Origin of the sequence: Streptomyces sp. NBC_00029 (genome assembly GCF_045160505.1) — a bacterium.
Lineage (GTDB): Bacteria > Actinomycetota > Actinomycetes > Streptomycetales > Streptomycetaceae > Streptomyces.
Window position 1 is genome coordinate 3,038,512 of sequence record NZ_CP108292.1, and the last position, 26,251, is coordinate 3,064,762.

At 72.6% G+C, this 26,251-nt stretch carries 24 protein-coding genes; 14 read left to right on the top strand and 10 right to left on the bottom strand.

The features are described 5' to 3' along the window. Window positions 1-34 precede the first annotated feature (34 nt). Entirely contained in the window at window positions 35-454 is a 420-nt protein-coding gene (locus OG753_RS14475) for a CBS domain-containing protein (RefSeq protein WP_327262207.1), read from the top strand. Window positions 455-464: 10 nt separating this feature from the next. Here OG753_RS14475 and OG753_RS14480 read toward each other — a convergent pair whose 3' ends face one another. Together OG753_RS14480 and OG753_RS14485 are read right to left on the bottom strand one after the other, a co-directional pair. After that, window positions 465-1,307 carry an alpha/beta hydrolase gene (locus tag OG753_RS14480; RefSeq protein WP_327266754.1) on the bottom strand — a complete coding sequence of 281 codons (843 nt, stop codon included), beginning with the start codon at window positions 1,305-1,307 and terminating at the stop codon, window positions 465-467. A gap of 119 nt (window positions 1,308-1,426) precedes the next feature. Continuing rightward, window positions 1,427-2,128, bottom strand: coding sequence for a DUF998 domain-containing protein (locus tag OG753_RS14485; protein WP_327262208.1), 702 nt, complete (start codon window positions 2,126-2,128; stop codon window positions 1,427-1,429). Window positions 2,129-2,200: 72 nt separating this feature from the next. Here OG753_RS14485 and OG753_RS14490 point away from each other — a divergent pair, with 72 nt between their 5' ends. From OG753_RS14490 to OG753_RS14505, 4 genes are all read left to right on the top strand, one after another. Beyond that, window positions 2,201-2,728, top strand: coding sequence for a hypothetical protein (locus OG753_RS14490; protein WP_405788678.1), 528 nt, complete (start codon window positions 2,201-2,203; stop codon window positions 2,726-2,728). Window positions 2,729-2,868: 140 nt separating this feature from the next. Next, window positions 2,869-4,467, top strand: coding sequence for a multicopper oxidase family protein (locus OG753_RS14495; RefSeq protein WP_405788680.1), 1,599 nt, complete (start codon window positions 2,869-2,871; stop codon window positions 4,465-4,467). 162 nt (window positions 4,468-4,629) lie between these two features. After that, window positions 4,630-5,916 carry a DUF4190 domain-containing protein gene (locus OG753_RS14500; RefSeq protein ID WP_405788682.1) on the top strand — a complete coding sequence of 429 codons (1,287 nt, stop codon included), beginning with the start codon at window positions 4,630-4,632 and terminating at the stop codon, window positions 5,914-5,916. A gap of 71 nt (window positions 5,917-5,987) precedes the next feature. Then, window positions 5,988-7,742 carry an NAD+ synthase gene (locus tag OG753_RS14505; RefSeq protein WP_327262212.1) on the top strand — a complete coding sequence of 585 codons (1,755 nt, stop codon included), beginning with the start codon at window positions 5,988-5,990 and terminating at the stop codon, window positions 7,740-7,742. Window positions 7,743-7,809: 67 nt separating this feature from the next. Here OG753_RS14505 and OG753_RS14510 read toward each other — a convergent pair whose 3' ends face one another. Beyond that, entirely contained in the window at window positions 7,810-8,838 is a 1,029-nt protein-coding gene (locus OG753_RS14510) for an endonuclease/exonuclease/phosphatase family protein (RefSeq protein WP_327262213.1), read from the bottom strand. Window positions 8,839-9,125: 287 nt separating this feature from the next. Between OG753_RS14510 and panB the strand changes: the two genes are divergently transcribed. The 3 genes from panB (at window position 9,126) to OG753_RS14525 (ending at window position 12,018) form a co-directional block, all read left to right on the top strand. Further along, window positions 9,126-10,004 (top strand): 3-methyl-2-oxobutanoate hydroxymethyltransferase, encoded by an 879-nt coding sequence (gene panB / locus OG753_RS14515; protein ID WP_327262214.1) that lies wholly within the window; start codon window positions 9,126-9,128, stop codon window positions 10,002-10,004. A 152-nt stretch (window positions 10,005-10,156) separates the two neighbouring features. Next, window positions 10,157-11,170 carry an ATP-binding cassette domain-containing protein gene (locus OG753_RS14520; protein WP_405788684.1) on the top strand — a complete coding sequence of 338 codons (1,014 nt, stop codon included), beginning with the start codon at window positions 10,157-10,159 and terminating at the stop codon, window positions 11,168-11,170. After that, window positions 11,167-12,018 (top strand): ABC transporter permease, encoded by an 852-nt coding sequence (locus OG753_RS14525; protein WP_327262216.1) that lies wholly within the window; start codon window positions 11,167-11,169, stop codon window positions 12,016-12,018. The genes OG753_RS14520 and OG753_RS14525 overlap by 4 nt, the downstream gene beginning before the upstream one ends. A 57-nt stretch (window positions 12,019-12,075) precedes the next feature. Here OG753_RS14525 and OG753_RS14530 read toward each other — a convergent pair whose 3' ends face one another. Next, complete coding sequence (locus OG753_RS14530) at window positions 12,076-15,453, bottom strand: AfsR/SARP family transcriptional regulator (protein WP_405788686.1); 3,378 nt, start codon at window positions 15,451-15,453, stop codon at window positions 12,076-12,078. Between the two features lie 72 nt (window positions 15,454-15,525). On the opposite strand from OG753_RS14530, the gene OG753_RS14535 reads away from it, so the two are divergent. Then, entirely contained in the window at window positions 15,526-16,326 is an 801-nt protein-coding gene (locus OG753_RS14535; protein ID WP_327262218.1) for a site-2 protease family protein, read from the top strand. 6 nt (window positions 16,327-16,332) lie between these two features. Here OG753_RS14535 and OG753_RS14540 read toward each other — a convergent pair whose 3' ends face one another. Both OG753_RS14540 and npdG read right to left on the bottom strand, forming a co-directional pair. Continuing rightward, entirely contained in the window at window positions 16,333-16,521 is a 189-nt protein-coding gene (locus OG753_RS14540; protein ID WP_327262219.1) for a hypothetical protein, read from the bottom strand. A 90-nt stretch (window positions 16,522-16,611) separates the two neighbouring features. Beyond that, entirely contained in the window at window positions 16,612-17,316 is a 705-nt protein-coding gene (npdG, locus tag OG753_RS14545) for an NADPH-dependent F420 reductase (RefSeq protein WP_033226682.1), read from the bottom strand. 94 nt (window positions 17,317-17,410) lie between these two features. On the opposite strand from npdG, the gene OG753_RS14550 reads away from it, so the two are divergent. Then, window positions 17,411-18,031: a hypothetical protein gene (locus OG753_RS14550; RefSeq protein ID WP_405788688.1), complete on the top strand. Its 621-nt coding sequence runs from the start codon at window positions 17,411-17,413 to the stop codon at window positions 18,029-18,031. A gap of 3 nt (window positions 18,032-18,034) precedes the next feature. Here the strand turns inward: OG753_RS14550 and OG753_RS14555 are convergent, their stop codons facing one another. Beyond that, complete coding sequence (locus tag OG753_RS14555) at window positions 18,035-18,292, bottom strand: hypothetical protein (RefSeq protein WP_327262223.1); 258 nt, start codon at window positions 18,290-18,292, stop codon at window positions 18,035-18,037. A gap of 71 nt (window positions 18,293-18,363) precedes the next feature. Between OG753_RS14555 and map the strand changes: the two genes are divergently transcribed. Together map and OG753_RS14565 are read left to right on the top strand one after the other, a co-directional pair. Further along, window positions 18,364-19,221 carry a type I methionyl aminopeptidase gene (gene map, locus OG753_RS14560; RefSeq protein WP_150257214.1) on the top strand — a complete coding sequence of 286 codons (858 nt, stop codon included), beginning with the start codon at window positions 18,364-18,366 and terminating at the stop codon, window positions 19,219-19,221. Window positions 19,222-19,359: 138 nt separating this feature from the next. Beyond that, the gene (locus tag OG753_RS14565) at window positions 19,360-20,007 is read left to right on the top strand and encodes a biliverdin-producing heme oxygenase (protein WP_327262224.1); all 648 of its coding nucleotides are present in this window, start codon (window positions 19,360-19,362) and stop codon (window positions 20,005-20,007) included. A gap of 96 nt (window positions 20,008-20,103) precedes the next feature. Here OG753_RS14565 and OG753_RS14570 read toward each other — a convergent pair whose 3' ends face one another. From OG753_RS14570 to OG753_RS14580, 3 genes are read right to left on the bottom strand one after another with little or no spacing between them, the layout of a single operon-like run. Next, window positions 20,104-20,769, bottom strand: a complete 666-nt coding sequence (locus OG753_RS14570) for a PhzF family phenazine biosynthesis protein (protein ID WP_405792669.1) — start codon at window positions 20,767-20,769, stop codon at window positions 20,104-20,106. An 11-nt stretch (window positions 20,770-20,780) separates the two neighbouring features. Then, on the bottom strand, window positions 20,781-22,196 hold the full coding sequence (locus OG753_RS14575) for an HtaA domain-containing protein (protein WP_405788690.1): 1,416 nt from the start codon (window positions 22,194-22,196) through the stop codon (window positions 20,781-20,783). A gap of 52 nt (window positions 22,197-22,248) precedes the next feature. Beyond that, on the bottom strand, window positions 22,249-23,763 hold the full coding sequence (locus OG753_RS14580; RefSeq protein WP_405788691.1) for an HtaA domain-containing protein: 1,515 nt from the start codon (window positions 23,761-23,763) through the stop codon (window positions 22,249-22,251). Window positions 23,764-23,878: 115 nt separating this feature from the next. On the opposite strand from OG753_RS14580, the gene OG753_RS14585 reads away from it, so the two are divergent. Together OG753_RS14585 and OG753_RS14590 are read left to right on the top strand one after the other, a co-directional pair. After that, window positions 23,879-24,895 (top strand): ABC transporter substrate-binding protein, encoded by a 1,017-nt coding sequence (locus OG753_RS14585; protein WP_327262228.1) that lies wholly within the window; start codon window positions 23,879-23,881, stop codon window positions 24,893-24,895. A 1-nt stretch (window position 24,896) separates the two neighbouring features. Continuing rightward, window positions 24,897-26,243 (top strand): FecCD family ABC transporter permease, encoded by a 1,347-nt coding sequence (locus OG753_RS14590; RefSeq protein WP_405788693.1) that lies wholly within the window; start codon window positions 24,897-24,899, stop codon window positions 26,241-26,243. Window positions 26,244-26,251: the final 8 nt, after the last annotated feature.

Consider the following 26,251-nt stretch of genomic DNA (forward strand, 5'->3'; position numbering starts at 1 on the left):
CCGGCGCCGAACGGCGTGCTCAGGAGGTTCAGCGATGACCACTGCCGCAGACATCATGCACCCCGGGGCCCAGTGGATCCCTGCCACCGAGACCCTCGACCGGGCTGCGCAGCTGATGGCCCGGCTCAATGTGGGCGCCCTGCCGATCAGCGACTCCGAGGAGCGGCTGTGCGGCATCATCACCGACCGCGACATCGTCGTGAACTGTGTGGCCAGGGGCCACGACCCGGAGAAGGTCACGTGCGGTGAAATGGCTCAGGGGACGCCGCGCTGGATCGACGCGGGCGCGGACGTCACGGACGTGCTGGAGGAGATGCAGAGCCACCAGATCCGCCGCCTGCCCGTGATCCGGAACAAGAAGCTGGTGGGCATGATCAGCGAGGCCGACCTCGCCCAGCACCTCTCCGAAGACCAGATGGCCACCTTCGTGGAGAAGGTCTACGCGCGGGTCTGAACCGGCTCCTTCAGCACCCGGCGTTCAGGATCGTCCGGGCCACCTGGTCCGGACGATCCAGCATGATCAGGTGTCCCGCGGGCTCGGCGACCTCGAAGCGGGCGCCGAGCAGGTCGGCGAGGTCCGCCTGGCGGGACAGCCAGTGCAGGGCGCCGCGGCCGGCCGAGCCGTCGTACGCGGCCAGGACGGTGGTGGGGGCGGCCAGCGGGTGCGTCCCGCGCAGGGCCTGCAGTTCGGCGGCCATGTCCGGGTAGCGGGAGTTCTCCAGCAGGGCTCCGCGCCAGACCCGGCCGGTGCGGTAGCAGCGTCGTACGAGGTCCTGCGCGGCCGGGTCGGAGCCGCCGGTGCGGGAGGCCCGTACGGTGGCGCGCCGGGCCGACGGCCCCAGCGCGGCCGGCAGGCCCACGGCGGTCACGGCCCGGCCGAGGGCCCGGGCGGCGCCGGTGCGCAGCGCGACGGGCAGGGCCGTACGGGGGTTCTCCTCGACGCTTCCGTCGACCAGGACCAGCGCGGCGGCGCGCTCGGGGTGGAGGCGGGCGAAGGCCTCGGCGTGAAACGCGGCGATGGAGTGCCCGACGACGGTGACGGGGCCGGCCGCGTCGGCGCCGAGCACGAGCGCGAGCGCGTCCAGCAGGCCGGCGATCCGGTGGGCCTCCCCGGCGGTGGTCGGCGGCTCGGTGGCCGGGCCGCTGAGGCCGTGTCCGGGGCGGTCGAAGCGGACGACGGTGCGTCCGGCGGCGACGAGCGGTGCGACGACCGGGTCCCAGTCGAACCAGGCCATGGCGAGCCCGGCGCTCAGTACGCACACGGGGCCGCGGCCCTCGACGACGACGTGCAGCGGGACCCCGTCCACCCGGACGAAGCAGTCGGCGCCGGCGGCGCTCCAGGCACCGTCCCCGTTTCCGTCCCCGTTCCCGTCCCCGTTCCCGTTTCTGTTCCCGCGCACGTTCGCGTTCACGTTCACCTTCACCTTCACGTACGGCCTTCCTTGTGCACCGAGTAGGCGAGCAGGCCCAGCCAGAGTGCGACGAGCAGCACCTGGAGCCGCTGGCCGGCGCCCAGGGCCCAGGTGCCGCGCCCGGCGGTGAACATGGCTATCGCGTACAGGGTCCAGGCGGTGGCGGCCAGTTCGAGGGCGACGAGTGCGGGGCCGTAGCGGGCGAGCGGGGCGAACCAGCCGTAGCGGCGGGCGGCGATCGTCAGGGCCACCAGGCCGACCAGCGCGCCGGTCATGGCGAGGCTGCTGCTGACGGCGTGGGCCTGGTGGGTGGCGGGGACCAGTTTGGCGGTCTCCCTGGCGGCGCATTCGGGGTCCACGGTGGGGGTGCAGCTCAGCGGCAGCCAGGCGTCGGCGGCGGTGGCCGCGCCGAAGAGCGTGACCCCGGCCCAGCCGATGACCGCCCAGGGACGGCGGGACTCGGCGTACTTCAGCAGGCGGGAGAGCGCCAGCAGCCCCCCGGCGAAGGCGAGCATCCCGGCGGTGAAGTCGGTGGCCCGGAAGAGGCCGCCGAGCGGCTGGTCCTGGGCGGCGAGTTCGCTGACGTACGTCTGGATGGGGTTGAGGCCCGTGGAGAGGACGACTTCGAGCACCCACGCGGTGTAGGTGGCCGCGGCGAGACCGATCAGTACGGCGACCGGCCAGGCGGTCCGTCGAGAAAGTCCATGTGGGGACATAGTGTGACTAATCCTAGGCAGACCCGGGGTCGGTCCTCCGGTCGGATACCCACCCCGGGTAGGGTTCCCGCCATGACGCGCAGCGCTCAGCGAGCCGCCCCCGGGGCCCGGCTGCTGCTGCTCGCTGCACTTCTGCTGGGCATCGTCACCATGCACACCTTGGGCCATCCGGCTGAATCCCACGCAAGGGAGGACGGATCCCCGGCGCACTCCGTTGCCTCGGAGAAGCAGCCCGAACCGGCGGCGCATGGTGGTGCTCGCCACATTCAGGCACCGGAACCCGCCCCGGCACCCGCCCCGCAGCCGGTCCTGGAACCGGTTCTGGAACCGGCCCCGGAACCGCGGCCGGCCGCCGAAGGGCCCTCCTCGACGTCCTCCTCGTGGGGTCGCCCGACGCCCGCGACCGGCATGGACCCGATGTCGGTCTGCCTCGCCGTGCTCGCGGGGCTCGTCGTGCTGCTCATCAACGCCGGCCGGGGCGGAAGCCGCGGCGCCGCGCCGCTCGGGGGTGCGGCCCGCATACCGGGCCGGTCCGACAGCGGTCCCGACCCGCCCTCCCCCCGCGAGCTCCTCACCCGGCTGGCGGTCCTGCGGGTATAGGCCCGGCCCCGGCCGTCGCCCCCACATGCCCGTATGTGCCCGTATACGCCCGTGCATGCCCTCGCATGCCCGCGCATGCCCGTGAGGCGGCGCCGAACCGTGCCCACGCATCCGTAACACCACACCCACGAGGTGCTCCCATGCGCTCTCTTCCCACCCGTCGCACCGTGCTCGGCGCGTCCGCGGCCGTCCTCGGCTCCGGGCTGCTCGCCGCCTGCTCGGGCCCTTCCGGATCCTCCGGCGCCGCCGGCGCCGGCCACGGCTCCATGAACCACGGCGGCCCGGCCGCCGACGTGCCCGAGGGGTACGTGGACCCGGCCGGGCCCGAGGTGCGGGCCGCCGAGGCCGCCCGCAAGGCCACCGGCCCCCTCACCGAGGTCAAGGTCACCGCCACCGCCACCCCGCTCGACCTCGGCGGCGGAGTCACCGTCCGCTCCTGGGCATACGGGGACAAGCTGCCGGGCCAGGAGATCCGGGCCACCGCGGGCGGCACCCTCGCCCTCACCCTGGCCAACAACCTCCCCGAGGCGACCTCCGTGCACTGGCACGGCCTGGCGCTGCGCAACAACATGGACGGGGTCCCGGGACTGACCCAGCGGGACATCGCCGCGGGCGGGACCTTCCCGTACAGGTTCGCCGTCCCGGACCCGGGGACGTACTGGATCCACCCGCACACCGGGGTCCAGCAGGACCGCGGCCTGTACGCCCCGCTCATCGTCGAGGACCCGAAGGAACCCCTCTCCTACGACAAGGAGTGGGTGGTGGTCCTGGACGACTGGATCGACGGAGTGGACGGCGCCACTCCGGACGCCGTCCTCGCCGAGCTCCGCAAGGGCATGAGCAAGGACGGGGCCCACGCGGCCCACGGGAAGACGCCCACCCCCGCCACCGGCGGCAGCGGCAAGCGCTCCTACGTCGGCATGGGCGGCCACAGCGACTACCTCGGCGGCGACGCGGGCGACGTCGTCTACGCGCACTACCTGATCAACGGGCGGGTGCCGGCCGACCCGTCCGTCTTCACCGCCCGCCCCGGGGACCGGATCCGGCTGCGCATCATCAACGCCGGCGGTGACACGGCCTTCCGCATCGCCCTCGGCGACCACGAGCTCGACGTCACCCACACCGACGGCTTCCCGGTGGAGCGGACGAAGGCGGGATCGCTGCTGCTGGGCATGGGCGAGCGCTACGACGTCCTGGTCACCGCCAAGGACGGGGTGTTCCCGCTCACCGCGCTGGCCGAGGGCAAGGAGGGGTCGGCGCTCGCGGTACTGCGCACCGGGTCGGGGACGGCGCCCACGGCCGGGACCCGGCCCGCCGAGCTGAACGCGCCGCCGCTGATGGCGGACGCGCTCAAGGCCGCCGGAGCGGCCGTACTGGCCCCGCGCGATCCGGACCGTACGGTGGAGATCCGGCTGACCGGCTCCATGACCAGGTACAACTGGGCCTTCGACGGCAAGCCGTACACGCCCGACCAGCGGCACCCGGTGAAGGCGGGCGAGCGGGTGCGGCTGGTGTTCGCCAACGCGACGCGGATGTGGCACCCGATGCACCTGCACGGGCACACCTTCGCCCTGGGCGGGGAGGCGGGCGGGGCGCGCAAGGACACCGCGATCCTGCTGCCGGGCCGGAGGCTGACGATGGACTTCGACGCGGACAACCCCGGGCTGTGGATGATCCACTGCCACAACGTCTACCACTCGGAGTCCGGGATGATGACGGTGCTCGGCTACCAGCTGTAGGCCACGGCCGCCCGGCCGCCGCCCGGCCCCCGGTTCACGGGCGGCCGGGCGAGACCGGGCGCGGTCAGGCGCGGCCGGGCTGGAATTCGGACGGGCTCCGGGCGCGGACATGGCACTCTTGCGGTGATCACGACTACCGCGACAAAGGACGACCCCGCCGGTATGAGCACCCCGCCGACCCCGCCCAGCACCCCCGCCGGTCCGCCGACCGAGCCGGAGGGCACCCCGATACCCGAGACGGACTCCATACCGGCGCCCGCGCAGCCCCTCTCACTGCAGAAGACCCCGGCAGCACCCGAGGCAGCGGCAGCACCCGGGACCCCGGCGATGGCCGAACCGGAGCCCGCGCAGCCCCTCTCACTGGACAAGACCCCGGCAGCTCCCGAGGCACCTGCAGCCCCGGCAGCCCCCGAGGCACCCGCGGCCCCCGCGGAGACGCCCGCGGCGCCGGCCCCCGCCCCGTGGGCGTTCGCCCCTCCCGGCGCCGGGACGACGCCCCCGCCCGCACCCGCTGCCGCCCCTGCGGCACCCGCGGCCGCAGGCTTCGCCCACCCCGGCGCGCCCGCAGCACCCGGCACGCCCGGAGCCCCCGGCAACGCATGGGGCGAGCCCGCTCCCGGCTTCGCCGGAGCCCAGTACCCCGCGTACCCCGCCTACCCGCAGGACACCGCGCCCGGCAACGGCCTGGCCGTCGCCTCCCTCATCACCGGCGGCTTCGGCATCATCCTCGGCATCATCCCCCTGCTCTTCTGGATGGGCGCCATCACCGCCGCCGTCGGCGTGGGCCTCGGCATCGCCGCGATCGGCCGCGCCAACAAGGGCGCCCCGAACAAGACGATGGCCGTCGTCGGCACCGTGCTCTCCGTGCTGGGCCTGCTCGCCTCGGTCGGCGGGTTCTTCCTCACCGCCATGGTCTTCGACCGGGCCGACCGGGGCTTCGACCGGCGCATCGAGGAGGAGATGGACCTGGACGGGCTCCACCCCAGCGGTGAGCCCTGGCCGTCCGGGTACCCGTCGCCGTCCAAGTCCCCGTCGCCCTCCCAGGTCCCGGGCCTGACCAGCGCGCTGCCCTTCGGCGAGACGTTCACCTACCCGAACGGCATCAAGGTGAGCCTCTCGGTCCCGACGAAGTTCGAGCCGAAGGACAAGTACTCCCGCGAGCGGATCAAGAACGCGGTCCAGATGACCGTCACCATCACCAACGGCACGAGCACCCCGCACGAGGTGATCTACGCCATGCCCAACGTCCGCGACGACAAGGGCATGACCGCGGAGGTGGTCTTCGACGGGGGCAGCGTGCCGAAGATGATCCGGGGCTCCATCATGCCGGGCGAGTCCGCCAGCGGACTCGTGGCCTTCGAGGTCCCCGAGGGCACCAAGAGCCTCACCGCGGACATCTCCGCCGGGACGATGCTCGACGACGTGAAGTACGCCGGCCCGATCGGCTGACGGAGCGTCACCACGCAGGAAACAGGCGGGGCCCAGGACATCGCGTCAGAAAGACGATTACACTGGGCCCCGTGCCTCAACTTCGACTCGCTCTGAATCAGATCGACTCGCACGTCGGCGACATCGCCGCCAACGCCGACTCGGTCGTCCACTGGACCCGGCACTCCGCCGAGCAGGGCGCCCACCTGGTGGCGTTCCCGGAGATGATGCTGACCGGGTACCCCGTCGAGGACCTCGCCCTGCGCGGCTCCTTCGTGGAGGCCTCCCGTACCGCTCTGCGCGAGCTCGCGGCGCGGCTCGCGGCCGAGGGCCTCGGCGAGCTGCCGGTCGTCGTCGGCTACCTCGACCGCACCGAGCGGGCCGTGCCCCGGCTGGGCCGTCCGGCCGGCTCCCCCGAGAACGCGGCCGCCGTGCTGCACCGCGGGCAGGTCGTCCTGCGGTTCGCCAAGCACCACCTCCCCAACTACGGCGTGTTCGACGAGTTCCGGTACTTCGTGCCGGGCGACACGCAGCCGGTGATCCGGGTGGGCGGGGTCGACGTGGCCCTGGCCATCTGCGAGGACCTCTGGCAGGAAGGCGGCCGGGTGCCGGCCACCCGCTCCGCCGGGGCCGGGCTGCTGATCTCCGTCAACGCCTCCCCGTACGAGCGCAACAAGGACGACCAGCGCCTCGAACTGGTCCGGAAGCGGGCCCAGGAGGCCGGCTGCACCCTCGCCTACCTGGCGATGATCGGCGGCCAGGACGAGCTGGTCTTCGACGGCGACTCGATCGTCGTCGGCGCCGACGGGGAGGTCATCGCCCGCGCCCCGCAGTTCTCCGAGGGCTGCGTCCTGGTCGACCTCGACCTGCCGGCCGCCGGCACCGAAGCGCCCGAGGGCGTGGTGGACGACGGACTGCGGATCGAGCGCGTGATCCTCTCCGAGGAGCCCGTGGAGCCGTACGAGCCGGTCGTCACCGGCGGCTACGCGGAGCGGCTCGACGACGACGAGGAGGTCTACGACGCGCTGGTCGTGGGGCTGCGCGCCTACGTCAGGAAGAACGGATTCCGCTCCGTTCTGATCGGGCTCTCCGGCGGCATCGACTCCGCACTCGTCGCCGCCATCGCCTGCGACGCGATCGGCGCGCAGAACGTCCACGGCGTCTCGATGCCCTCGAAGTACTCCTCGGACCACTCCCGCAGCGACGCGGCCGACCTGGCCGAGCGCACCGGGCTGAACTTCCGGACCGTCTCCATCGAGCCGATGTTCGACGCCTACATGGGCTCGCTGGGCCTGACCGGCCTGGCCGAGGAGAACCTGCAGTCCCGGCTGCGCGGCACCATGCTGATGGCGCTCTCCAACCAGGAGGGCCACATCGTGCTGGCGCCGGGCAACAAGTCGGAGCTGGCCGTCGGCTACTCCACCCTGTACGGCGACTCCGTGGGCGCGTACGGCCCCATCAAGGACGTCTACAAGTCGGACGTCTTCCGGCTCGCGGAATACCGCAACCGGGCCGCCGCCGAGCGCGGTGAGGTCCCGCCGATCCCGGAGAACTCGATCGTGAAGCCGCCGAGCGCCGAGCTGCGCCCGGGCCAGGTGGACACGGACTCGCTGCCGGACTATCCGGTGCTCGACGCGATCCTGGCCATGTACGTGGACCGCGACCAGGGCATGGACGCGATCGTCGCGGCCGGCTTCGAGGCGGAGCTGGTGGCCAGGACCCTGCGGATGGTGGACACGGCGGAGTACAAGCGCCGCCAGTACCCGCCGGGCACGAAGATCTCGGCGAAGGGCTTCGGCAAGGACCGCCGGCTGCCCATCACGAACGGCTGGCGCGAGCGGGCGTAGCGGATGCGCGAGGGCCCCGGCCACTCTCCGGGGAGAGCGGGCCGGGGCCCTCGCGCAGGTACGTCCGTCAGGGCTTCACGGTGACCCGGGCCGCGACGGGAAGGTGGTCACTGCCCGTACGGGGCAGGGTCCAGGAGGCCTCCGGCCGGATCCCGCGGACCATGATCTGGTCGATCCGGGCCATCGGGAACTCCGCCGGCCAGCTGAAGCCGAAGCCGTCGCCCGCGGCTCCCTGGGTGGAGCGCATCTGCGAGGTGACCTCGGAGAGGGCGCGGTCGTTCATGGTGCCGTTGAGGTCGCCGAGCAGGATGACCTTCTTCAGCGGTTCGGCGGCGAGCGCGGCGCCCAGCGCGTCGGCGCTGTCGTCGCGCTGGTTGGCGGTGAAGCCTGCGTTCAGCTTGACCCGGACCGAGGGCAGGTGGGCGACGAAGGCGGCGACCGGCCCGTGGGGGGTGGCGACGGTGGCGCGCATGGCCCGGGTCCAGCCCATCCGGATGTCGACGGGCGCGCTGCCGCTGAGGGGGTACTTGCTCCACAGGCCGACGGTGCCCTCGACCGAGTGGTACTTGTACGTGGCCGCGAGGGCCTTCTCGTAGACGGGGACGGCGCTTCCCTTGAGCTCGGTCAGGGCCAGGACGTCGGCCCCGGAGCGGGCGACCGACTCGGCGGTGCCGCGCGGGTCGGGGTTGTCGGCGTCCACGTTGTGGGTGGCCACCACCAGGTTCCCGCCGGCGCCGGACTTGTCGCTGACCAGGCCGCCGAAGAGGTTCGCCCAGACCGCGGCCGTCAGCAGGACGGCGATGAGCGCGGTGGCGGACCTGCGGTAGACGGCGCCGGCCAGCAGGAGCGGGACGGCCAGGCCCAGCCAGGGCAGGAAGGTCTCGGTGAGGCTGCCGAGGTTGCCCACGTCGTTGGGCAGATCGGCGTGGAAGATCATGACCAGCGAGATCAACACGGCGATCCCGGCGAGCACCAGTCCGCGCCGCCAGATGCCCGGGTCCCTGCGCAGTGCGGTCAGCCGGCGCCGGAGGCGGGTTCCGGAGGGCTCGGGGTCCGAGCCGCCGTTCCCCGACTCCGTCATGTACGCCTGTGCCATACCACTGCCCTCACTGCCGCGCTCGCGCTCCGTCCCCGCCCCTTGACCCTAGGCGATGAACCGGAGCCTTCCGTGCCGTACGTCACGACCGCCGGTCACGGTCGTACGTCCGGGAGGACGAACGGCCGTGCGCAGGGGGTTCCGCTTGTCACGAAACGCGCACATTGGATCCCGTGGCGGGGCTCGCAGCGCGGACCACTTCCGCCTTCGGCCCCGCGGGTGCCACCATGGGGGGTGAGTCCGGGGACGCCGTAAGGGCGCCTCGAGATGAACAAGGAGCAGTTGCAATGACGCATGCCGTTTCGCCTGCCCGCGAACCCGCAGCAGCATCTCCGTCGGGCACACCCACCCTGTACGGAGGCACGGGCACCCGGCGCATCACCGTCCGCGACCTCACCCTCGCCAAGGAACGCGGCGAGAAGTGGCCCATGCTCACGGCCTACGACGCCATGACCGCGTCCGTCTTCGACGAGGCCGGCATCCCGGTCATCCTCGTCGGCGACTCCATGGGCAATTGCCACCTCGGCTACGACTCCACCGTCCCGGTGACGATGGACCAGATGACCATGCTCTCGGCGGCCGTCGTACGCGGCACGAGCCGCTCGCTGGTCATCGGCGACATGCCGTTCGGCTCGTACCAGGAAGGCGCCGTGCAGGCCCTGCGCAGCGCCACCCGTCTCGTCAAGGAGGCCGGGGTCGGAGCGGTGAAGCTGGAGGGCGGCGAGCGCTCGCTGGCCCAGACCGAGCTGATCGTGCAGTCCGGCATCCCCGTCATGTCCCACCTGGGCCTGACCCCGCAGTCGGTCAACGCCATGGGCTACCGGGTGCAGGGGCGCGGTGACGAGGCCGCGCACCAGCTGCTGCGCGACGCGAAGGCGGCGCAGGACGCGGGCGCGTTCGCGGTGGTGCTGGAGCTCGTTCCGGCCGAGCTGGCCGCCGAGGTCACCCGGTCCCTGCACATCCCGACGGTCGGCATCGGTGCGGGCGCGGAGTGCGACGCGCAGGTACTGGTGTGGACCGACATGATGGGCCTGACCGGCGGGAAGATGCCGAAGTTCGTCAAGCAGTACGCGAAGCTCCGCGAGACCATGACCGGCGCGGCGAGGGCCTTCGCCGAGGACGTGGTCGGCGGAACGTTCCCGCAGGCGGAGCACGCCTTCCACTGACGGGGTGGGCCGGGCTCCCCCGGCTCCCCGGCAGTCCGCCGACAGCCCGCCGACCGCGTGTCGGCGGGCTGTCGTACGTCTGCCGTACGTTTGTCGTACCTCTGTCGGTCGGCTGTCGGTGCTTTGTCAGTGGCGGCTGCTCCCATAGGGGCATGACGCGAAACGACAACAAGCCCAACGCCGTGGAGGTACGGGGGCTGGTCAAGCACTACGGCGAGACCAAGGCCCTCGACGGTGTCGACCTGGATGTCCGGGAGGGCACGGTCCTCGGGGTCCTCGGCCCCAACGGCGCAGGCAAGACCACGCTGGTCCGCTGCCTCTCCACCCTGATCGTCCCGGATGCCGGCACCGCGACCGTCGCGGGCTACGACGTGGTCCGCCAGCCGCGCCAGCTGCGCCGCACCATCGGCCTCACCGGCCAGTACGCCTCGGTCGACGAGAAGCTCTCCGGCTGGGAGAACCTCTACATGATCGGGCGGCTGCTCGACCTCTCCCGCAAGGACGCCCGCCGCCGCGCGGGCGAGATGCTGGAGCGGTTCTCCCTGACCGAGGCGGCCAAGAAGGCCGCCATGAACTACTCCGGCGGCATGCGGCGCCGGCTGGACCTCGCCGCCTCGCTGATCGGCAACCCGGCCGTGCTCTACCTGGACGAGCCGACCACCGGTCTCGACCCCCGCACCCGCAACGAGGTGTGGGACGAGGTCCAGCGCCTCGTCGCCGAGGGCGCGACCGTGCTGCTCACCACCCAGTACATGGAGGAGGCCGAGCAGCTCGCCAGCGAGCTCACCGTCATCGACCGCGGCAAGGTCATCGCCAACGGCAAGGTCGACGAGCTGAAGGCGCGCGTCGGCGGCCGCACCCTCAAGATCCGCCCCGTGGCCGCCTCGGACCTGCCGGGCATGGCCCGCTCGCTGGCCGAGGCCGGACTGGACGGCGTGGCCGGCAGCCAGGCCGTACCGGACGAGGGCGTCCTGCTGGTCCCGATCCTGAGCGACGAGCAGCTGACGGCCGTGGTCGGCCTGCTGGCCGCCCGCGGCTACGCGATCGCCGACCTCGGCACCTACCTGCCCAGCCTCGACGAGGTGTTCCTGGCCATCACCGGCCAGAAGCCCGCCGCCGTCGAGGACTCCGTTCCCACCGAGAAGACCGAGGAGGTCGCGGCATGAGCACCGTAACCACGACGAAGCCCGCGCCCACCGCGCCCGGTCCGGCCTCGGTGGCCGCGTACCCCGGCGAGGGCCGGATCGGCCTGCGGGCCAACCTGCGGCACATCGGCGCCCTGGTGCGCCGCAACGCCCTGCAGATCAAGCAGGATCCCGAGTCGATGTTCGACGTCGTGTTCATGCCGATCATCTTCACGCTGCTGTTCGTGTTCGTCTTCGGCGGTGCGATCTCCGGCAAGGGGAACCAGGCGGACTACGTCAACTACGTGGTCCCGGGCCTGATGGCCATGATGGGCATGAACATCGCCATGGGCGTCGGCACCGGGGTCAACGACGACTTCAAGAAGGGCGTCATGGACCGGTTCCGGTCGATGCCCATCGCCCGGTCGTCGGTGCTCATCGCCAAGATCCTCGTCGAACTGGGCCGGATGATGGTCGCCATCGCGATCCTGCTCGCGGTGGGCTTCCTGCTCGGTCTGTCGATCAAGGGTCCGGTGGTGGGCCTGTTCCTCGCCATCGCTCTGTCGGCCGTCTTCGGCGCCTCGCTGATGTGGATCTTCGTTCTGCTCGGTCTCACCCTGAAGACCCCGCAGGCCGTCCAGGGCATGGCGATGATGGTCCTGATGCCGCTGCAGTTCGGCAGCTCGATCTTCGCCCCGCCGACCACGATGCCGGGCTGGCTGCAGTCCTTCACGGACTACAACCCGCTGTCGAACCTGGCGGACGCCGCCCGTGCGCTGATCAACGGCACTCCGGTCGGCGACTCGGTGTGGATGACCCTGGTCTGGTCGCTCGCCATCACCGCGGTCACCATGCCGCTCGCGGTGCGGAAGTTCCGCCAGAAGACCTGACCCGCGGACCGATCCGTTCCGGATCGCGTCCCGGACGGACACCGGCCGGGGGCCGGGTCAGATGAGGGCGGTGGCCTCCTCCAGGGAGAGGCCACCGCCTTCGGCGTACGCCTTCTCGTAGGCGGCGTCCCCCAGCGCCGCCCGTGCCAGATCCTGCGCTCGGGCGAAGTCATCGCGCTCCGTGGTGACGGGGAAGTGCCCGGGCGGCAGCAGCGCCCGGTAGGCGCCCAGCAGCCGGGCCGCGTCGTACTCGCGGCGCGGGCCCCCGAGCGAGGCCAGGGAGACGGCCGCGGTCATCAGGTAGACCGCCGGCATCTGCGGGGCCACCATCCGCGCCATCGGGTCCGAGGCGGTCCCCAGAGCCTGGCGCAGCCGGCCGAGGGCCTCCTCGTACAGCCCCTCCTGGTTGTCCAGCCAGCCCATCGTGCCGAGCAGGAAGCCGTCGAAGATGGCGAACGCGCCGAAGGCGAACTCGTCGCGCAGGAGCTGCAGCTGGCGGCGTGCCTCGGCGAGCCGACCCGTGCGTCCGAGGATGCCCGCGAGGAACATCCGGGCGGCGGGCATGGCCTCGTTGCCGTACCGCTGCACCGTGGCGGTGATCTCGGTGAGGATCTCCTCGGCCTCCTCGATCCGGCCGTCCTCGGTCAGCGTTCCGGCCATGCGTACGCGCAGCACCGTCACCTGGGCCATGGCGCCGAGGCGTTCGGCGTACGCGATCGCCTCGCGGTAGTCGCGGGCGGACAGCGCGTACTCCCCGCGCTTCTCCCGGGCCTCGGCGCGGGCGGACAGGGCCTCGGCGCAGCCCCAGGCGTCGCCGAGTTCGCGGAACAGGGCCAGGCTCTCGTCGGCGTCGCGCGAGGCGTCCCCGGCCCAGTCGGCCCGGTTGGCGAGGATATTGGCGCGCAGCTGGAGCGCGGAGGCGAGCTCCCAGCGGTAGCCGAGCTCACGGGCGGTGGCGACGGTCGCCTCGACGACCTTCCGGAGCAGCCCCGGGTCGCCGGCGATCATGACCGCGTAGATCCACAGGGAGGCGGGGGTCCGGCAGGTCTGCGGGAGTCCGGGCCGGTAGGTGGCGAGGACCCCGTCGATCAGGGCACGGACCGCGGGGGTGTTCCAGTTCTCGTTGGTCTGGTCGCGCGAGGCCAGCAGGACCAGGTTGAGGGCGCGCCAGCCCTCGGTGCGCGTTTCGCCGGAGTAGGGCGGGGGCGTGTCGACGAGCCGTTCGTAGACGGGCTCGGCGGGGGTGACGGGCGCCTCGAACGGGTTGGGGCCGAGCGCGGCGGCGGCCTCGGCCCAGTGCCGGGACTCGGAGCGCAGGTCGTGCATGTGCCAGTACCAGCCCAGGGAGTGGACCAGGCACAGGGCTTCGTCTGCGTCGCGGACGGCGATGGCCCGGCGCAGGGCGGTACGCAGGTTCTCGTACTCGGTGGCGAGCCGGTCGGCGGCGGCGCGCTGGCCGTGGCCGCGCAGCACCGGTTCGGTGGTCCGGGCCAGTTCGCGGTAGTGGACGAGGTGGCGGTGCTCGGTGGCCTCGCGGTCGCCGTGGGTCTCGGCGAGGCGCTCGGCGGCGTACTCGCCGACCGTCTCCAGCAGGCGGTAGCGCATGGCGGAGCCGTCGGATCCGGGGGCGGCGACGACCAGGGACTTGTCGACGAGGGAGCCGATGACCTCGGCGGCGTCGTAGGAGGCGGGATCGGAAGGGTCGGCGCAGACGGCCTCGGCGGCGGCCAGGTCGCAGCCGCCGGCGAAGACGGACATCCGGCGCAGGGCCGTGCGCTCGGCCTCGTCGAGGAGGTCCCAGGACCAGTCGACGACCGCGCGCAGGGTCTGCTGGCGGGGCAGGACCGTACGGGCGCCGCTGGTCAGGAGCCGGAAGCGGTCGTCGAGCCGGTCGGCGATCTGGCGCGGGGTGAGCAGCCGCAGCCGGGCGGCCGCCAGCTCGATGGCGAGCGGCAGACCGTCGAGGCGGCGGCAGATCTCGGCGGCCGCGGCGGGGTCCTCGTCGACCGTGAAGCCGGCGCGGGCGGCGGCCCCGCGGTCGCCGAGCAGCCGCAGCGCGATCGGGTCGGGCAGCGGTTCCACCGGGCGCAGGGACTCCCCCGGGACGCCGAGGGGTTCGCGGCTGGTGGCCAGGATCCGGACGCCGGGGCAGTGCGTGAGGAGCCGTTCGGCGAGGGCGGCGGCCGCGCCGATGACGTGCTCGCAGTTGTCGAGGAGCAGCAGGAGCCGGCGCCGTGCGCAGTGCTCGGCGAGCCGGTCGAGGGGGTCGTCCCCGGCGCGTTCGGTCAGGGCCCGCAGTTCCTCGGCGGCGGCGGCGCGCAGCTTGGTCTCGCGGGCGCCGAGCGCGGCGAGGGTGGCTTCGGCGACGTCCTCGGGGTCGCCGGGCCCGTCGATGGGGGCCAGTTCGACCAGCCACACGCCGTCGGGCCAGGCACTCTCGTCCTGGGCCTCGGCGGCCTCCTGGGACAGCCGCGTCTTGCCCGCGCCGCCGGGTCCCAGGAGCGTGACGAGGCGGGACCGCGCCAGGTCCTCGCCGATGGTGCGGATGTCGTCCTCGCGCCCGACGAAGGTGGTCAGGCGGGCGCGCAGGTTGCCCGCGGACACGGGGGCGGGTTCGGGGGCGGCCGCGGACGGGGCGGCGGTCGTGGCGTTGGCGGTCGTGGCGTTGGCCGTGGCGTTGGCCGTGGCGTTGGCCGTGGCGTTGGCCGTGGGGCGCGGGGCGGGATCCGAGGCCAGCAGTTCGGCGTGCAGGGCGCGCAGTTCCGGGCCCGGGTCGGTGCCCAGCCGGTCGGAGAGCTCCCGGCGGACGCTGTCGTACGCGGCCAGTGCCTCCGCCGGGCGGCCCGCGTCCCGCAGGGCCTTGATGCGCAGGGTGTGCAGCGGCTCGTCCAGCGGCTGCCGCGCGCACAGCGCGGTCAGCTCCGGCAGGAACCGCTCCGCCTCGCCCAGCGCCAGGGCCGCGGCGAGGCGTCCCCGGCGCGCGTCCGTCCGTACGGCCTCCCAGCGCGCGGCCTCCGCACCCGGGTCCGGCAGGTCGGCGAGGGCCGGTCCGCGCCACAGGGTGAGGGCCTCCTCGTACAGGGCCGCCGCGCCGGCCGGATCAGCGGCCTCGCCCGCGGCCCGGACCAGCCGCTCGAAGCGGTACAGGTCGATGTCCTCCCGCCCGGCGACCAGCTCGTAGCCGCCCTCCGCGGAACGCACGGCCGCGTGCCCGAGCGCCCGCCGCAGCCGGGCCACCAGCGCCTGCAGGGCCGCGGGCGCGTCGGCCGGCGGGTCCGCGTCCCACACCTCGGCGACGAGCAGCCGGGCCGTCACCACCCGCCCCGGCCGCAGCGCGAGCGCGGTCAGGAGCGCCCTGAGGCGTGCTCCGCCGACGGCCACGGGGGTCCCGTCGTCGTGGATGGCCTGGGCGGTTCCGAGGATTGCGTAACGCACCGGCCCATTGTCCCCGCACCCGGCCCGGGACCCGCACCGTTTTCCGTCGAGCCCGCGGGATAGGTTGCCCGCATGGGTCATCAGGGCGGCCGCGGTGAGCGGCAGATCAGTTCGGTATTCCTCGGCATCGTCGCGATCATGGCCGTCACGGGCTGGGCGGTGTGGACGGGCTACTCGACGAGCGCCGGTCTCGCCGTGTTCCTCTTCGTGACGTCGGCGTGGATCGTCTCCCTGTGCCTGCACGAGTACGCGCACGCCCGGACCGCCCTGCACGGCGGCGACCTCACGGTGGGCGCAAAGGGCTACCTGACGCTGAACCCGCTCAAGTACACGCACGCGCTGCTCAGCATCGTGCTACCGGTGATCTTCGTGATCCTGGGCGGCATCGGCCTGCCCGGCGGCGCGGTCTTCATCGAGCGCAGCCGCATCCAGGGTCGCTGGAAGCACAGCCTCATCTCGGCGGCGGGCCCCCTGACCAACGTGGCCTTCGCCCTCGTGTGCACGGCCCCGTTCTGGCTGGACGCCCTCGAAGGGGTGCCGCTGGGCTTCCGCTACGCGCTCGCCTTCCTCGCCATGCTCCAGGTCACGGCGGCGATCCTGAACTTCCTTCCGGTACCGGGCCTCGACGGCTACGGGGTCATCGAGCCCTGGCTGTCGTACCGGGTGCGCCGGGAGGTGGAGCCGCTGGCGCCGTTCGGCCTGCTGGCCGTGTTCGCGCTGCTGTGGATCCCTGGCGTCAACGCGTTCTTCTTCGACGCGGTGGACGGCCTGATGTCCGCGCTCGGCGTGTCGGACCTGGAGACGTACTGCGGCCGCGACCTCTACAACTTCTGGCGGGACACCGACGGCTTCTGCGCGATGCCGCAGGACTAGGCCGTCCTAGGCGTTGCGGGCGGCGGCGGCCTTCTCGGCCTTCGCCTTGCGCAGGTAGTACCAGGCCATGTTGGACGTGAGGCCGGCCAGCAGCACCCACACGATCCCGAGGAAGCTGCCCTCCACGAAGGCGACGACGGCCGCGGCCACCGCACAGACGCAGACGACAACGGCGAAGACGGCAAGGCGGGGCATGGGTGGGGCTCCTCGGAAACACTGAACGGGGTCGAACCCGTCCAGTGTCCCCCATGCCGCGCAGTGCTGCCGTAAGGACCGCCGGGCGGGTCAGACGTCCGTGATGCGCAGGCCCGCGTGGGCCTTGTAGCGGCGGTTCGTGGAGATCAGGTTGGCCACCAGGGACTCGACCTGGTGGGCGTTGCGCAGGCGGCCCGCGAAGACTCCGCGCATGCCCGGGATGCGGGCGGCCAGGGCCTGGACGATGTCCGTGTCGGCGCGGACCTCGCCGAGGACCATCACGTCGGTGTCGATCTCGTCGATCGACTCGTCCTGGAGCAGGACGGCCGACAGGTGGTGGAAGGCCGCCGTGACGCGGGAGTCCGGGAGCAGGGCGGCGGCCTGCTGGGCGGCGCTGCCCTCTTCGACCTGGAGGGCGTAGGCGCCCTGCTTGTCGAAGCCGAGCGGGTTGACGCAGTCCACCACGAGCTTGCCCGCGAGGTCCTCGCGCAGCGCTTCGAGGGTCTTGGCGTGGCCCTCCCACGGCACCGCGATGATGACGATGTCGCTGCGGCGCGCGCACTCGGCGTTGTCCGCGCCCTCCACGCCGAGGCCCAGTTCCTCGGCCGCGGTCCGCGCGCGGTCGGCGGCGCGGGAGCCGATGATCACCTTCTGGCCGGCCCTGGCGAGCCGGTAGGCCAGGCCCCGGCCCTGGTCGCCGGTGCCGCCGAGGACGCCGACGACGAGGCCGGACACGTCCGGCAGCTCCCACGGGTCCTTGACCGGCGGCTTCTGCGTGTTGTCTGAGGAAGTCATGGGGGCGAGGGTACTGCCGGGTAGCCCACAGTCGAAGGGTGTCGAAGAGGAAGGAATCCCTCCCCGTGTCCCCTGCATGGTGCAGGATGCCGATATGGACGCCGTGAGGGTCGCGCTGCTGCGCGAGGTGCTCGCCGGTACGCAATGGCCGGGCGCCGCACGCTGCTTCGCCGCATCGCTGCGCCGGTCCGTCGTACCGGCCGGCGGGCACCTGCTGCTCGTGGGGACCGAGGGCTACGAGCCCTGGCACATGGCGGCGCACCTGGTGGACGAGGCCGCCTGGTCGGGCCGGCCGGAGCTGGCGCCCACGCTCGTACGCCACCACGTGCGGCCCGGGGAGCCGCCGCACCTGTCGGTGGGGCTGGGCCGGCTGGAGGCGGCCCGCCGCGGGCACACCCTGCTGGTGGTGGCGCCCGGGGCGCCGGGCGAAGGGCTGCTGGAGCGCGTCCACGACGCGCGGCGCGCGGGGGCGACCGTACTGTCCCTGGACGGCGGGGACCCGGGTCTGGGCACGCTCGCGCACGATGTCCTGTCCGTGCCGGGCGGGGACACCGGCGCGCAGGACGGTGGGATGGATCTGGACACCGTGCAGCACCTGGTCAGCGCGGCGGCCGGGGAGAACGGTCTGCCGGTGCAGCGCGGAGCCCGCCGGTTCCGGGACCGGCTGGCGCGGCTGGCCGACCAGCTGACCTCGCCGCCGCCCAGCCGCTGGTAGGGCCTACGCCGTACCCGTGCCGGTGGTGCCGGTGGTGCCCTCTTCGTCCTCGCGGGTCCTGTCGTTCCACTTGGGGTCGTTCTGCCATTCGAGGTTGCGTTCCTGCGCCGTCTCCATGGCGTGGTTCGCCTCCTCCGGGGTTTCGTACGGCCCGAACCGGTCCTTGGCCGGGCACTCGGGGCCTTCCTCGACCTTCTTGTGGACCAGGCAGTAGTACCACTCGCCGGGTTTGCCCACCTGACGCTTCTTGAACAGGGCCATCGTCGTCGGGCTCCTCTCGTACCTCTCTATGCCGCCATGCTGCCCCATCCCCGCTGGATACACTCGCTCGCATGTCTGGCCAGTCGCTGCTCGTACCAGGCGAGCTCTCTCCCGTCCGTTCCGTTCCCGGAAACATCCGCCGGCCCGAGTACGTGGGCAAGCCCGCGCCCACTCCGTACACCGGACCGGAGGTGCAGTCGGCCGAGACCATCGAGGCCATGCGCATCGCCGGCCGGATCGCCGCCCAGGCGATGGAGGAGGCCGCCAAGCTGATCGCGCCGGGGGTGACCACCGACGAGCTCGACAAGGTCGCCCACGCGTACATGTGCGACCACGGGGCCTACCCCTCGACGCTCGGCTACCGGGGCTTCCCCAAGTCGCTGTGCTCCTCCGTGAACGAGGTCATCTGCCACGGCATCCCCGATTCCACCGTCCTGCGCGACGGCGACATCGTGAACCTCGACGTGACCGCGTACATCGGCGGCGTGCACGGCGACAACAACGCGACCTACCTGTGCGGAGAGGTGGACGAGGAGTCGCGGCTGCTGGTGGAGCGCACCCGGGAAGCCCTGAACCGGGCCATCAAGGCCGTCAAGCCGGGCCGCCAGATCAACATCATCGGCCGCGTCATCGAGTCGTACGCGAAGCGCTTCGGCTACGGCGTGGTCCGGGACTTCACCGGCCACGGCATCAACTCGTCGTTCCACTCCGGCCTGATCGTCCCGCACTACGACAGCCCGCACGCCACCACCGTCATCGAACCCGGCATGACCTTCACCATCGAGCCGATGCTCACGCTGGGCACCCACGAGTACGACATGTGGGAGGACGGCTGGACGGTCGTCACGAAGGACCGCAAGCGCACCGCACAGTTCGAGCACACGCTGGTGGTGACGGACTCCGGCGCGGAGATCCTGACCCTGCCGTAGCCGGTCCGGCCGGCTCCGCGGCCCGGGATTTTTTACCGACAGGACGTCGGGAACACATTGACTTAGGCAAGCCTAAGTAGGAGGATCAGGCGTGGCGGCATTGCCGTCACGCCTGTTTCCTCTTCCTGGAGGTCCGCCTTGGACGCCTTCTCTACGGTCATCCGCGTCGCCTCGCACGAGCAGCACACCGAGGCCGAGACGTCGACCTTCATGAGCGATCTACTGGGTGGACGGCTCGGCGTGGACGCATACACGCGCTACACCGAGCAGCTGTGGTTCGTGTACCGGGCCCTGGAGGACGCGGCCGAGTCCCTCAAGGACGACGCGGTGGCAGGACCCTTCATCCGGCCCGAGCTCATGCGCGTCGCCGAGATCGAGCGCGACCTGGCACACCTGGTGGGCCCCGACTGGCGCGAGCGCGTGGTGGCCCTGCCCGCGACGCGTGCGTACGCCGACCGGGTCGCCCAGTGCGCCGCCGAATGGCCGGGCGGGTACGTCGCCCACCACTACACCCGCTACCTGGGCGACCTCTCCGGCGGACAGATCATCCGCGACAAGGCCGAGCGCACCTGGGGCTTCGAGCGCAAGGGCGACGGCGTCCGGTTCTACGTCTTCGCGGACATCTCCAACCCGGCGGCCTTCAAGCGGACCTACCGCGAGCTGCTGGACGCGATCGCCGCGGACGACCTGGAGAAGCAGCGCATCATCGACGAGTGCAAGCGCGCCTTCGACTTCAACGGCGCGGTCTTCCGCGAGCTGGGCGAGCAGTTCCCGCTGAGCGCGTAGCCCCTCCGGGGAGGTCCGGGGAGCGGGACGGAAACGGAAGCGAGCGTGGGACCGGTCCGGGTGCACATGTGTACCCGGACCGGTCCCACTGCCGTTTCAAGCGTGCGGGGCGAAGCGGACGCGGCCGCCGATCTCGACCGTGCCGTCCGGGCCGGGGGCGGTGAGGATCTGGGAGCCGGCGCCCTGGGTGATGTTCAGGGCGCGGTTCAGCTGGGCCGTCAGCAGGATCGCGGCCGAACCGGTGGCCTCGTCCTCGGTGATGACCCCGTCGGGGCGGCGCGGAAAGCCCCGGGCGCGCACGCGGCCCGCGGCCTCGTCCTCCCAGGCCCAGGCGTACAGCCAGCCCTCGCCGGGCGGCGGCGCGGGCAGCGCCTCGACCTCGGCGACGGACCCGAACTGCTCGGTGCGCTTGCCCTCGACCCACTCGGGGCGGGCCGTGATCCAGGTGAACTCCCCGTCGTCGCGGGCCCATACGGATCCGGCGGGCGGCTGGAGCTCCTCCACGTCCAGCAACCACGCGACCCCGACCAACGGATGTCCCGCGAAGGACATGCGCGTGCCGGGGGTGCGGATGTCGACGACCCCGCGTTCGGGGTCGTCGACGAACACCGTCTCGCTGTAGCCGAGTTCGGCGGCCAGGGCCTGCCGCGACGCGTCGTCGGGGCAGGTCCGGCCGTCGCGTACGACACCGAGCAGGTTGCCGAACCGGCCGTCACCCGCGCAGAAGACCCTCAGCACGTCCAGATCATTCACGCGGGAAATTGAAGCACGGCTCAGACGTGCGACGTACGGCGCCTGCGCGCGAAGTACACCGCGCCCGCGCCGGCCGCGATCACCACGCCGGAGGTGGTGAGCAGGGCCGCGGCCGGGATCTCGGCGCCGGTGTTCGCGAGATTGCCGCCGACGGTGGAGGAGCCACCGCCCACCGTGCCGCCCGTACCGCCGGTGGTGCCGCCCGTCGTTCCGCCGGTGGTGCCGCCGTTCGAGCCGCCCGTGGAGCCGCCGGTCGTGCCGCCCGTCGAGGGCAGCTGGGCGTCCTTGTCGACCGCCACGGCGAAGGTGAGCGGGTCGATCGGGTCGCCGGCCTTGTACATGGAGCCGGTGGTGTCGTTGGCGAAGGCCGCCGCACCCTCGGCGGTGAAGGCCGCCGGGACCGCGTTCAGCGCCAGGACGCCCTTCGTGGTCTTGTAGTCGGTCTTCGACAGGTCGAGCGTGGCGAAGCGCAGGCCCGTCTTGGTGCCGGAGCCGTTCTTCACGTCCACGTAGAGCGTGCCGGTCTTGCCGGTGGCCTCCACGCGGGGGTTGCCGAAGGTCATGTCTATGCCGTGGGCCGCGTACTGGAAGCGGAGGTTGCCCGCGAAGGAGGCGTTCAGCTTCTGCTTCTTGACGTCCAGGTCACCCTTGCCGAAGGCGAAGTCGAAGGTGTCGCCGTTCTTGGCGGCGCCGCCGGCCGGGGTGATCGAGCCCGCGCTCAGGACGTACTTGCGGAAGGACTCCTTCACGCCCCACGTCAGCTTGCCGCTGAGCACCTTCTGCGTGTCGTCGGCCGGAGGCGTCGGGTTCTTGGTGGTGTTCTCCGGGGTGGGCTCGGGGGCGGGCTTCTCGAACTCCAGCTTCGCCGTGAGCGGGTCGCCGGGCTTGTCCTTGTAGCCCGGCGACCCGAGCGCGTCCGCGGCCTCCTGGGTGAGGGTGGTAGCCAGGCCGGTCATCGACTGGCCGGCGAAGGCCACGGTGGCCATGGGCACGTCCTGGGTGGTCGTGCCGCCCTTGGTGACGTCCGCGGTGAGCTTCTTGGTGCCGGTGTCGATACGGATGTCCGAGAGCTTGACCTCGAAGCCGTGGCCGGTCGGCGGGGCGGGCGACGAGAAGGTCACGCTGCCCTTGAAGGCCGCCTTCACCACGTGCCCGTTGGCCGGCTCGTACGCGCCGGTCGGCTCGACGAAGCGCAGGGTGCCGTCCTCGTTCTGCTTGGCCCCGTCCGCCACCGTGATGGTGCCCTTGGCCATGCCGGTCACGTAGGCGCGGTAGCTCGCAAGCACGCCCCAGTCGAGGGTGCCACCGGTGATCTTCATCGGTTCGGTGGGGGCGCCGCCCGCGGCGGTGGCGGGCAGGACGAAGGCGGTGGCGCCGAGCGCGGCGGCGGTCAGGACTGCGGCCGCGAGGGAGATCGGGCGTCGGATGGACGACATGGCTGGGTACTCCTGAAGGAACGGAGGGAGAAGGGAAGGAGGAGCGGGCCTGCTACGGAGCGTCGGTGGACGTGCCCTTGGGGGCTGCGGCGTCCGGGTCGGAGGCGGCGGCCGGGTCGGAGGCGGCGGCCGGAGCGGGGGCAGCAGCCGGAGCGGGGGCAGCAGCCGGGGCGGGGGCAGCGGTCGGGGCCGCCTGGGCCGTACGCCGCTTGCGCACGACCAGGAGGGCACCGCCGCCGGCCAGGACCAGGACGGCCACGGCGAGGGCGATGAAGAGCCCGGCGTCGGAGGACTCCGCGTCCTTCGCGACCGGGGCGGGCTCGGCGGAGGGCGACGCGGCCGCGGGGGCGGCGGGCGAGGCCGTGGAGCCCAGGTCGGGCAGGGCGGGAAGCTTGGCGGTGGCGTCCAGGGCGACGGCGAGCGAGACGGGGTCCATCTCGGTGCCGGCCTTGTACATGGAGTTGAAGGCCTGGGAGCCGCCGTCGGTGAGGGTGGCGGGGGCTTCGGTCAGGGTGGCCAGCTTGCCCTCGGTCTTCAGGCCCTTCGCGTCGAACTCCACGAGGGGGACGGCGTTCTTCGTCTGGCCGCCGGCGGTGACGTCCGCGGACAGGACGCCCTTTCCGTCCGCCACCTTCACGCTCAACTTGCCGAGCGTGAGGTCCAGGTGGGCTCCGGTGAACTGGACGGTGCCGGCGAAGGCCGCGTCGAGAGTGCCTTTCGCGCCGTCGAACGAACCCTTGCCCTGCGGGAAGCGGAACAGCGCACCGCCGTCCTGGGCGCCCTCGGCGAGGGTCCACTTGCCCTGGCCGATCGAGCCGGTGACGTACTCGCGGAAGGTGCGGCGCACCCCCCAGTCGACGGCGGCGTCGGTGAAGGCGCCGGGCGCCTGGGCGGCTTCGGTGGTGGCGCTCGACTGCGGAGTCGCCGACTGCGGGGGCGCGGCGGCCGGGGCGGTCCTGACGTCGGCGGAGAGCGAGACGGGGTCGAGCTGGGTGCCGGCGCCGTAGTAGCCGGCGAAGGCCTTGGCGCCTTCCGCGGTGAGGGTGGCCGGGAGGTTCGTGAGGGTCAGCGGGCTGGCGCCGCCCTTCATGTTGATGCCGCCGACGCCGAGGGAGGCGAAGGCGACCTGCGACTGGCTGGTGACCGCGCCGCTGTCCTTGGCCTTGCTGGAGACGTCCACGTACAGCGTGCCCTTGCCGCCGGAGATCTTGACGGTCGGGCGGCTGATGGTCATGTCCAGTTCGTAGACGCCGTCGGACTTCTGGTGCCCCTGGAAGGTCACCCCGCCCGAGTAGGAGGCCTCGAAGGCACCGGAGTCCGGGTCGTACGAACCGCTCGCGGAGTGGAAGCGGAAGAGGCTGCCGCCCACCGTGGCGGCGCCGCTCTTCAGCTTGAAACTGCCTTTTGCCACCGGACCCGTGACATAACTCTGGAAAGACGATTTGATGCCCCAGTCGAGTCGGCCCCCCTGCACGGTGCCCGCCCGGGCGGCGGTCGCCGGGAGCAGTGCGCCCAGCAGGGCCGCCAACAGGGCGACGGCGAACGTACGGACGGGTCTCGTGGGCATGACCGCCCCCTCCTAAGGCCTAGCGGGCAAGGTTAGGCTAACCTAAGCTAACCACGGCCGGATGAACACCCCCCGGTCCCCAGAACCTCAGTCGGACGATCAGGACGGTGCATTCGTGCCTACGCCCGCCGCGTCACACCGCTTTCCCCGTCTCGCCGTTGCCGTGGCAGCACTGGCACTCGCGCTGACGGCCTGCGGAGGTACGGCCACCACCCCGGGCTCATCGGCCCCCGGCGCAGCCTCGGTTCCGGACCGGGTGGAACCACTCGCTCCGGCGCCCCGGCCCGCCCTTCCCGTCACGGTGCCCTCCGTCGACGGCGCCCAGGTCACGATCACCTCCGCGGATCGGGTCGTCCCCCTCAGCGGCAGCCTCAACGAGATCGTCCACACCCTGGGCCTCGGCGAGCAGGTCGTCGCCCGGGACATCACAGCCACCTTCGAACAGGCCGCCCGGCTGCCGGTGGTGACACGTGGACATGACGTCTCCGCGGAGAGCGTGCTCTCGCTGCGCCCGACGCTGGTGCTCGCCGAGACCACCACCGGACCGGGAGAAGCGATTCAGCAGATCCGCGACGCCGGTATCCCGGTCCTGGTCATCGCCCCCGCCAAGGGACTGGACGACGTACCGAAGCGGATCGACGCGGTGGCCGCCGCGCTCGGCGTCAACGAGGCAGGCACGCAGCTGAACCGGCGCACCGCCGACCGGATCGCCACCGTCCGCAAGGACATCCCGGCCGCCTCCGGCAAGAAGCCCCGGGTGGCCTTCCTCTACCTCCGCGGCACGGCCTCCGTCTATCTGCTGGGCGGATCCGACTCCGGCGCCGCATCGCTGCTGGAGGCGGCCGGCGCGGTCGACACCGGCAAGGAGTCCGGACTCGGCAAGGACTTCACCCCGATCACCAGCGAGGCCCTGGCGGCCGCCGCGCCCGACGCGATCCTCGTCATGTCCAAGGGCCTCGAATCGGTCGGCGGCATCGACGGCCTGGTGAAGATCCCGGGCGTCGCCCAGACCCCGGCCGGCATGGACCGCCGGGTGGTCACGGTCGACGACGGCGTCCTGCTCAACTACGGCCCGCGCACCGACCAGGTCCTCTCCTCCCTGGTCGACCAGCTCTACGGCAAGGGCGCCTGAGGTGGCCCTCCACGACCCGGAAGCCCGGGACCTGCCCGCGACCGCCGGATCCGACGGGACCGCGAGCGCGCCCGGCCCATCCCCGCGTGCCGAACGCACCGCCGCCACCCCCACCACCGCCACCGCTCCCCGCGACACCTCGTCGCATTCGGCGCCCGAGGAGCTGCCCAGGCAGGCACCCGGCCCCACCGGAACCGGCCCGGCCGACCCGGCCGGCGCACCCGGCCCCACCGGAACCGCAGCCACGGGCCCCGCCGACCCGGCCGCCCTCGCCCCGGCCCCCGACCCCGCCCCGGCAACGCCCAAGCCGCGGTCGCGCGGCCACCGCCGGGGCGCTCTGCTCACCACCGCCCTCGTGGCGGTCCTCGCCCTCCTCGCCCTCTTCTCCGCGGGAACCGGCGCCTACGACATCCCCCTGCCCGACGTCCTCGCCTCCGTCCAGCACCACCTCGGCCTCGGCGGAGCTCCCCTCGACCGCGTCGGCGAGAGCGTCCTGTGGAACGTCCGCCTCCCCCGCGTCGTGCTCGCCCTGCTCGTCGGCGCCAGCCTCGGCTGCGCCGGCGCGCTCATGCAGGGCGTCTTCGGCAACCCCCTCGCCGAGCCCGGCGTCATCGGCATTTCGGCCGGAGCCGCCGTCGGCGCGGTCGCCGCCATCGGCCTCGGCCTCAGCTTCTTCGGCAACTGGACCATCACCGTCTGCGCGTTCGTCGCGGGCCTGATCACCGTCAGCTCGGTCTACCTCCTCTCCCGCAACGGCGGCAGGACGGAGGTCGTCACCCTCATCCTCACCGGCATCGCCGTCAACGCCTTCGCCGGCGCCCTCATCGGCCTGTTCGTCTTCTTCGCGGACAGCGGCCAGGTCAACCAGATCACCTTCTGGCAGCTCGGCTCCCTCGCCCAGGCCACTTGGCCCAAGGTCCTCGCCGTCCTTCCCTGCGCCCTGGCCGGCCTGTTCGTCGCCCCCTTCTACGCCCGCCGGCTCGACCTGCTCGCGCTCGGCGAACGGCCCGCCCGCCATCTGGGCATCGACGTCGAACGGCTGCGCCTCGCCCTCATCCTGGTCGTCGCGCTGCTCACCGCCGCCGCCGTCGCCGTCGCCGGCGTCATCACCTTCATCGGCCTGCTCGTCCCGCACCTGCTGCGCATGGCCAACGGCCCCGGCCACCGCTTCCTGGTCCCCGGCAGCGCCCTCGCCGGCGCCGTGGTCCTGGTCGCGGGCGACCTGGCGGCCCGGACCCTCGCCCAGCCCGCCGAGCTGCCGCTCGGTGTACTGACCGCCCTGCTCGGCAGCCCGTTCTTCTTCTGGCTGCTGCGCCGCACCCGCCGCAAGCAAGGAGGCTGGGCGTGACCAGCAGA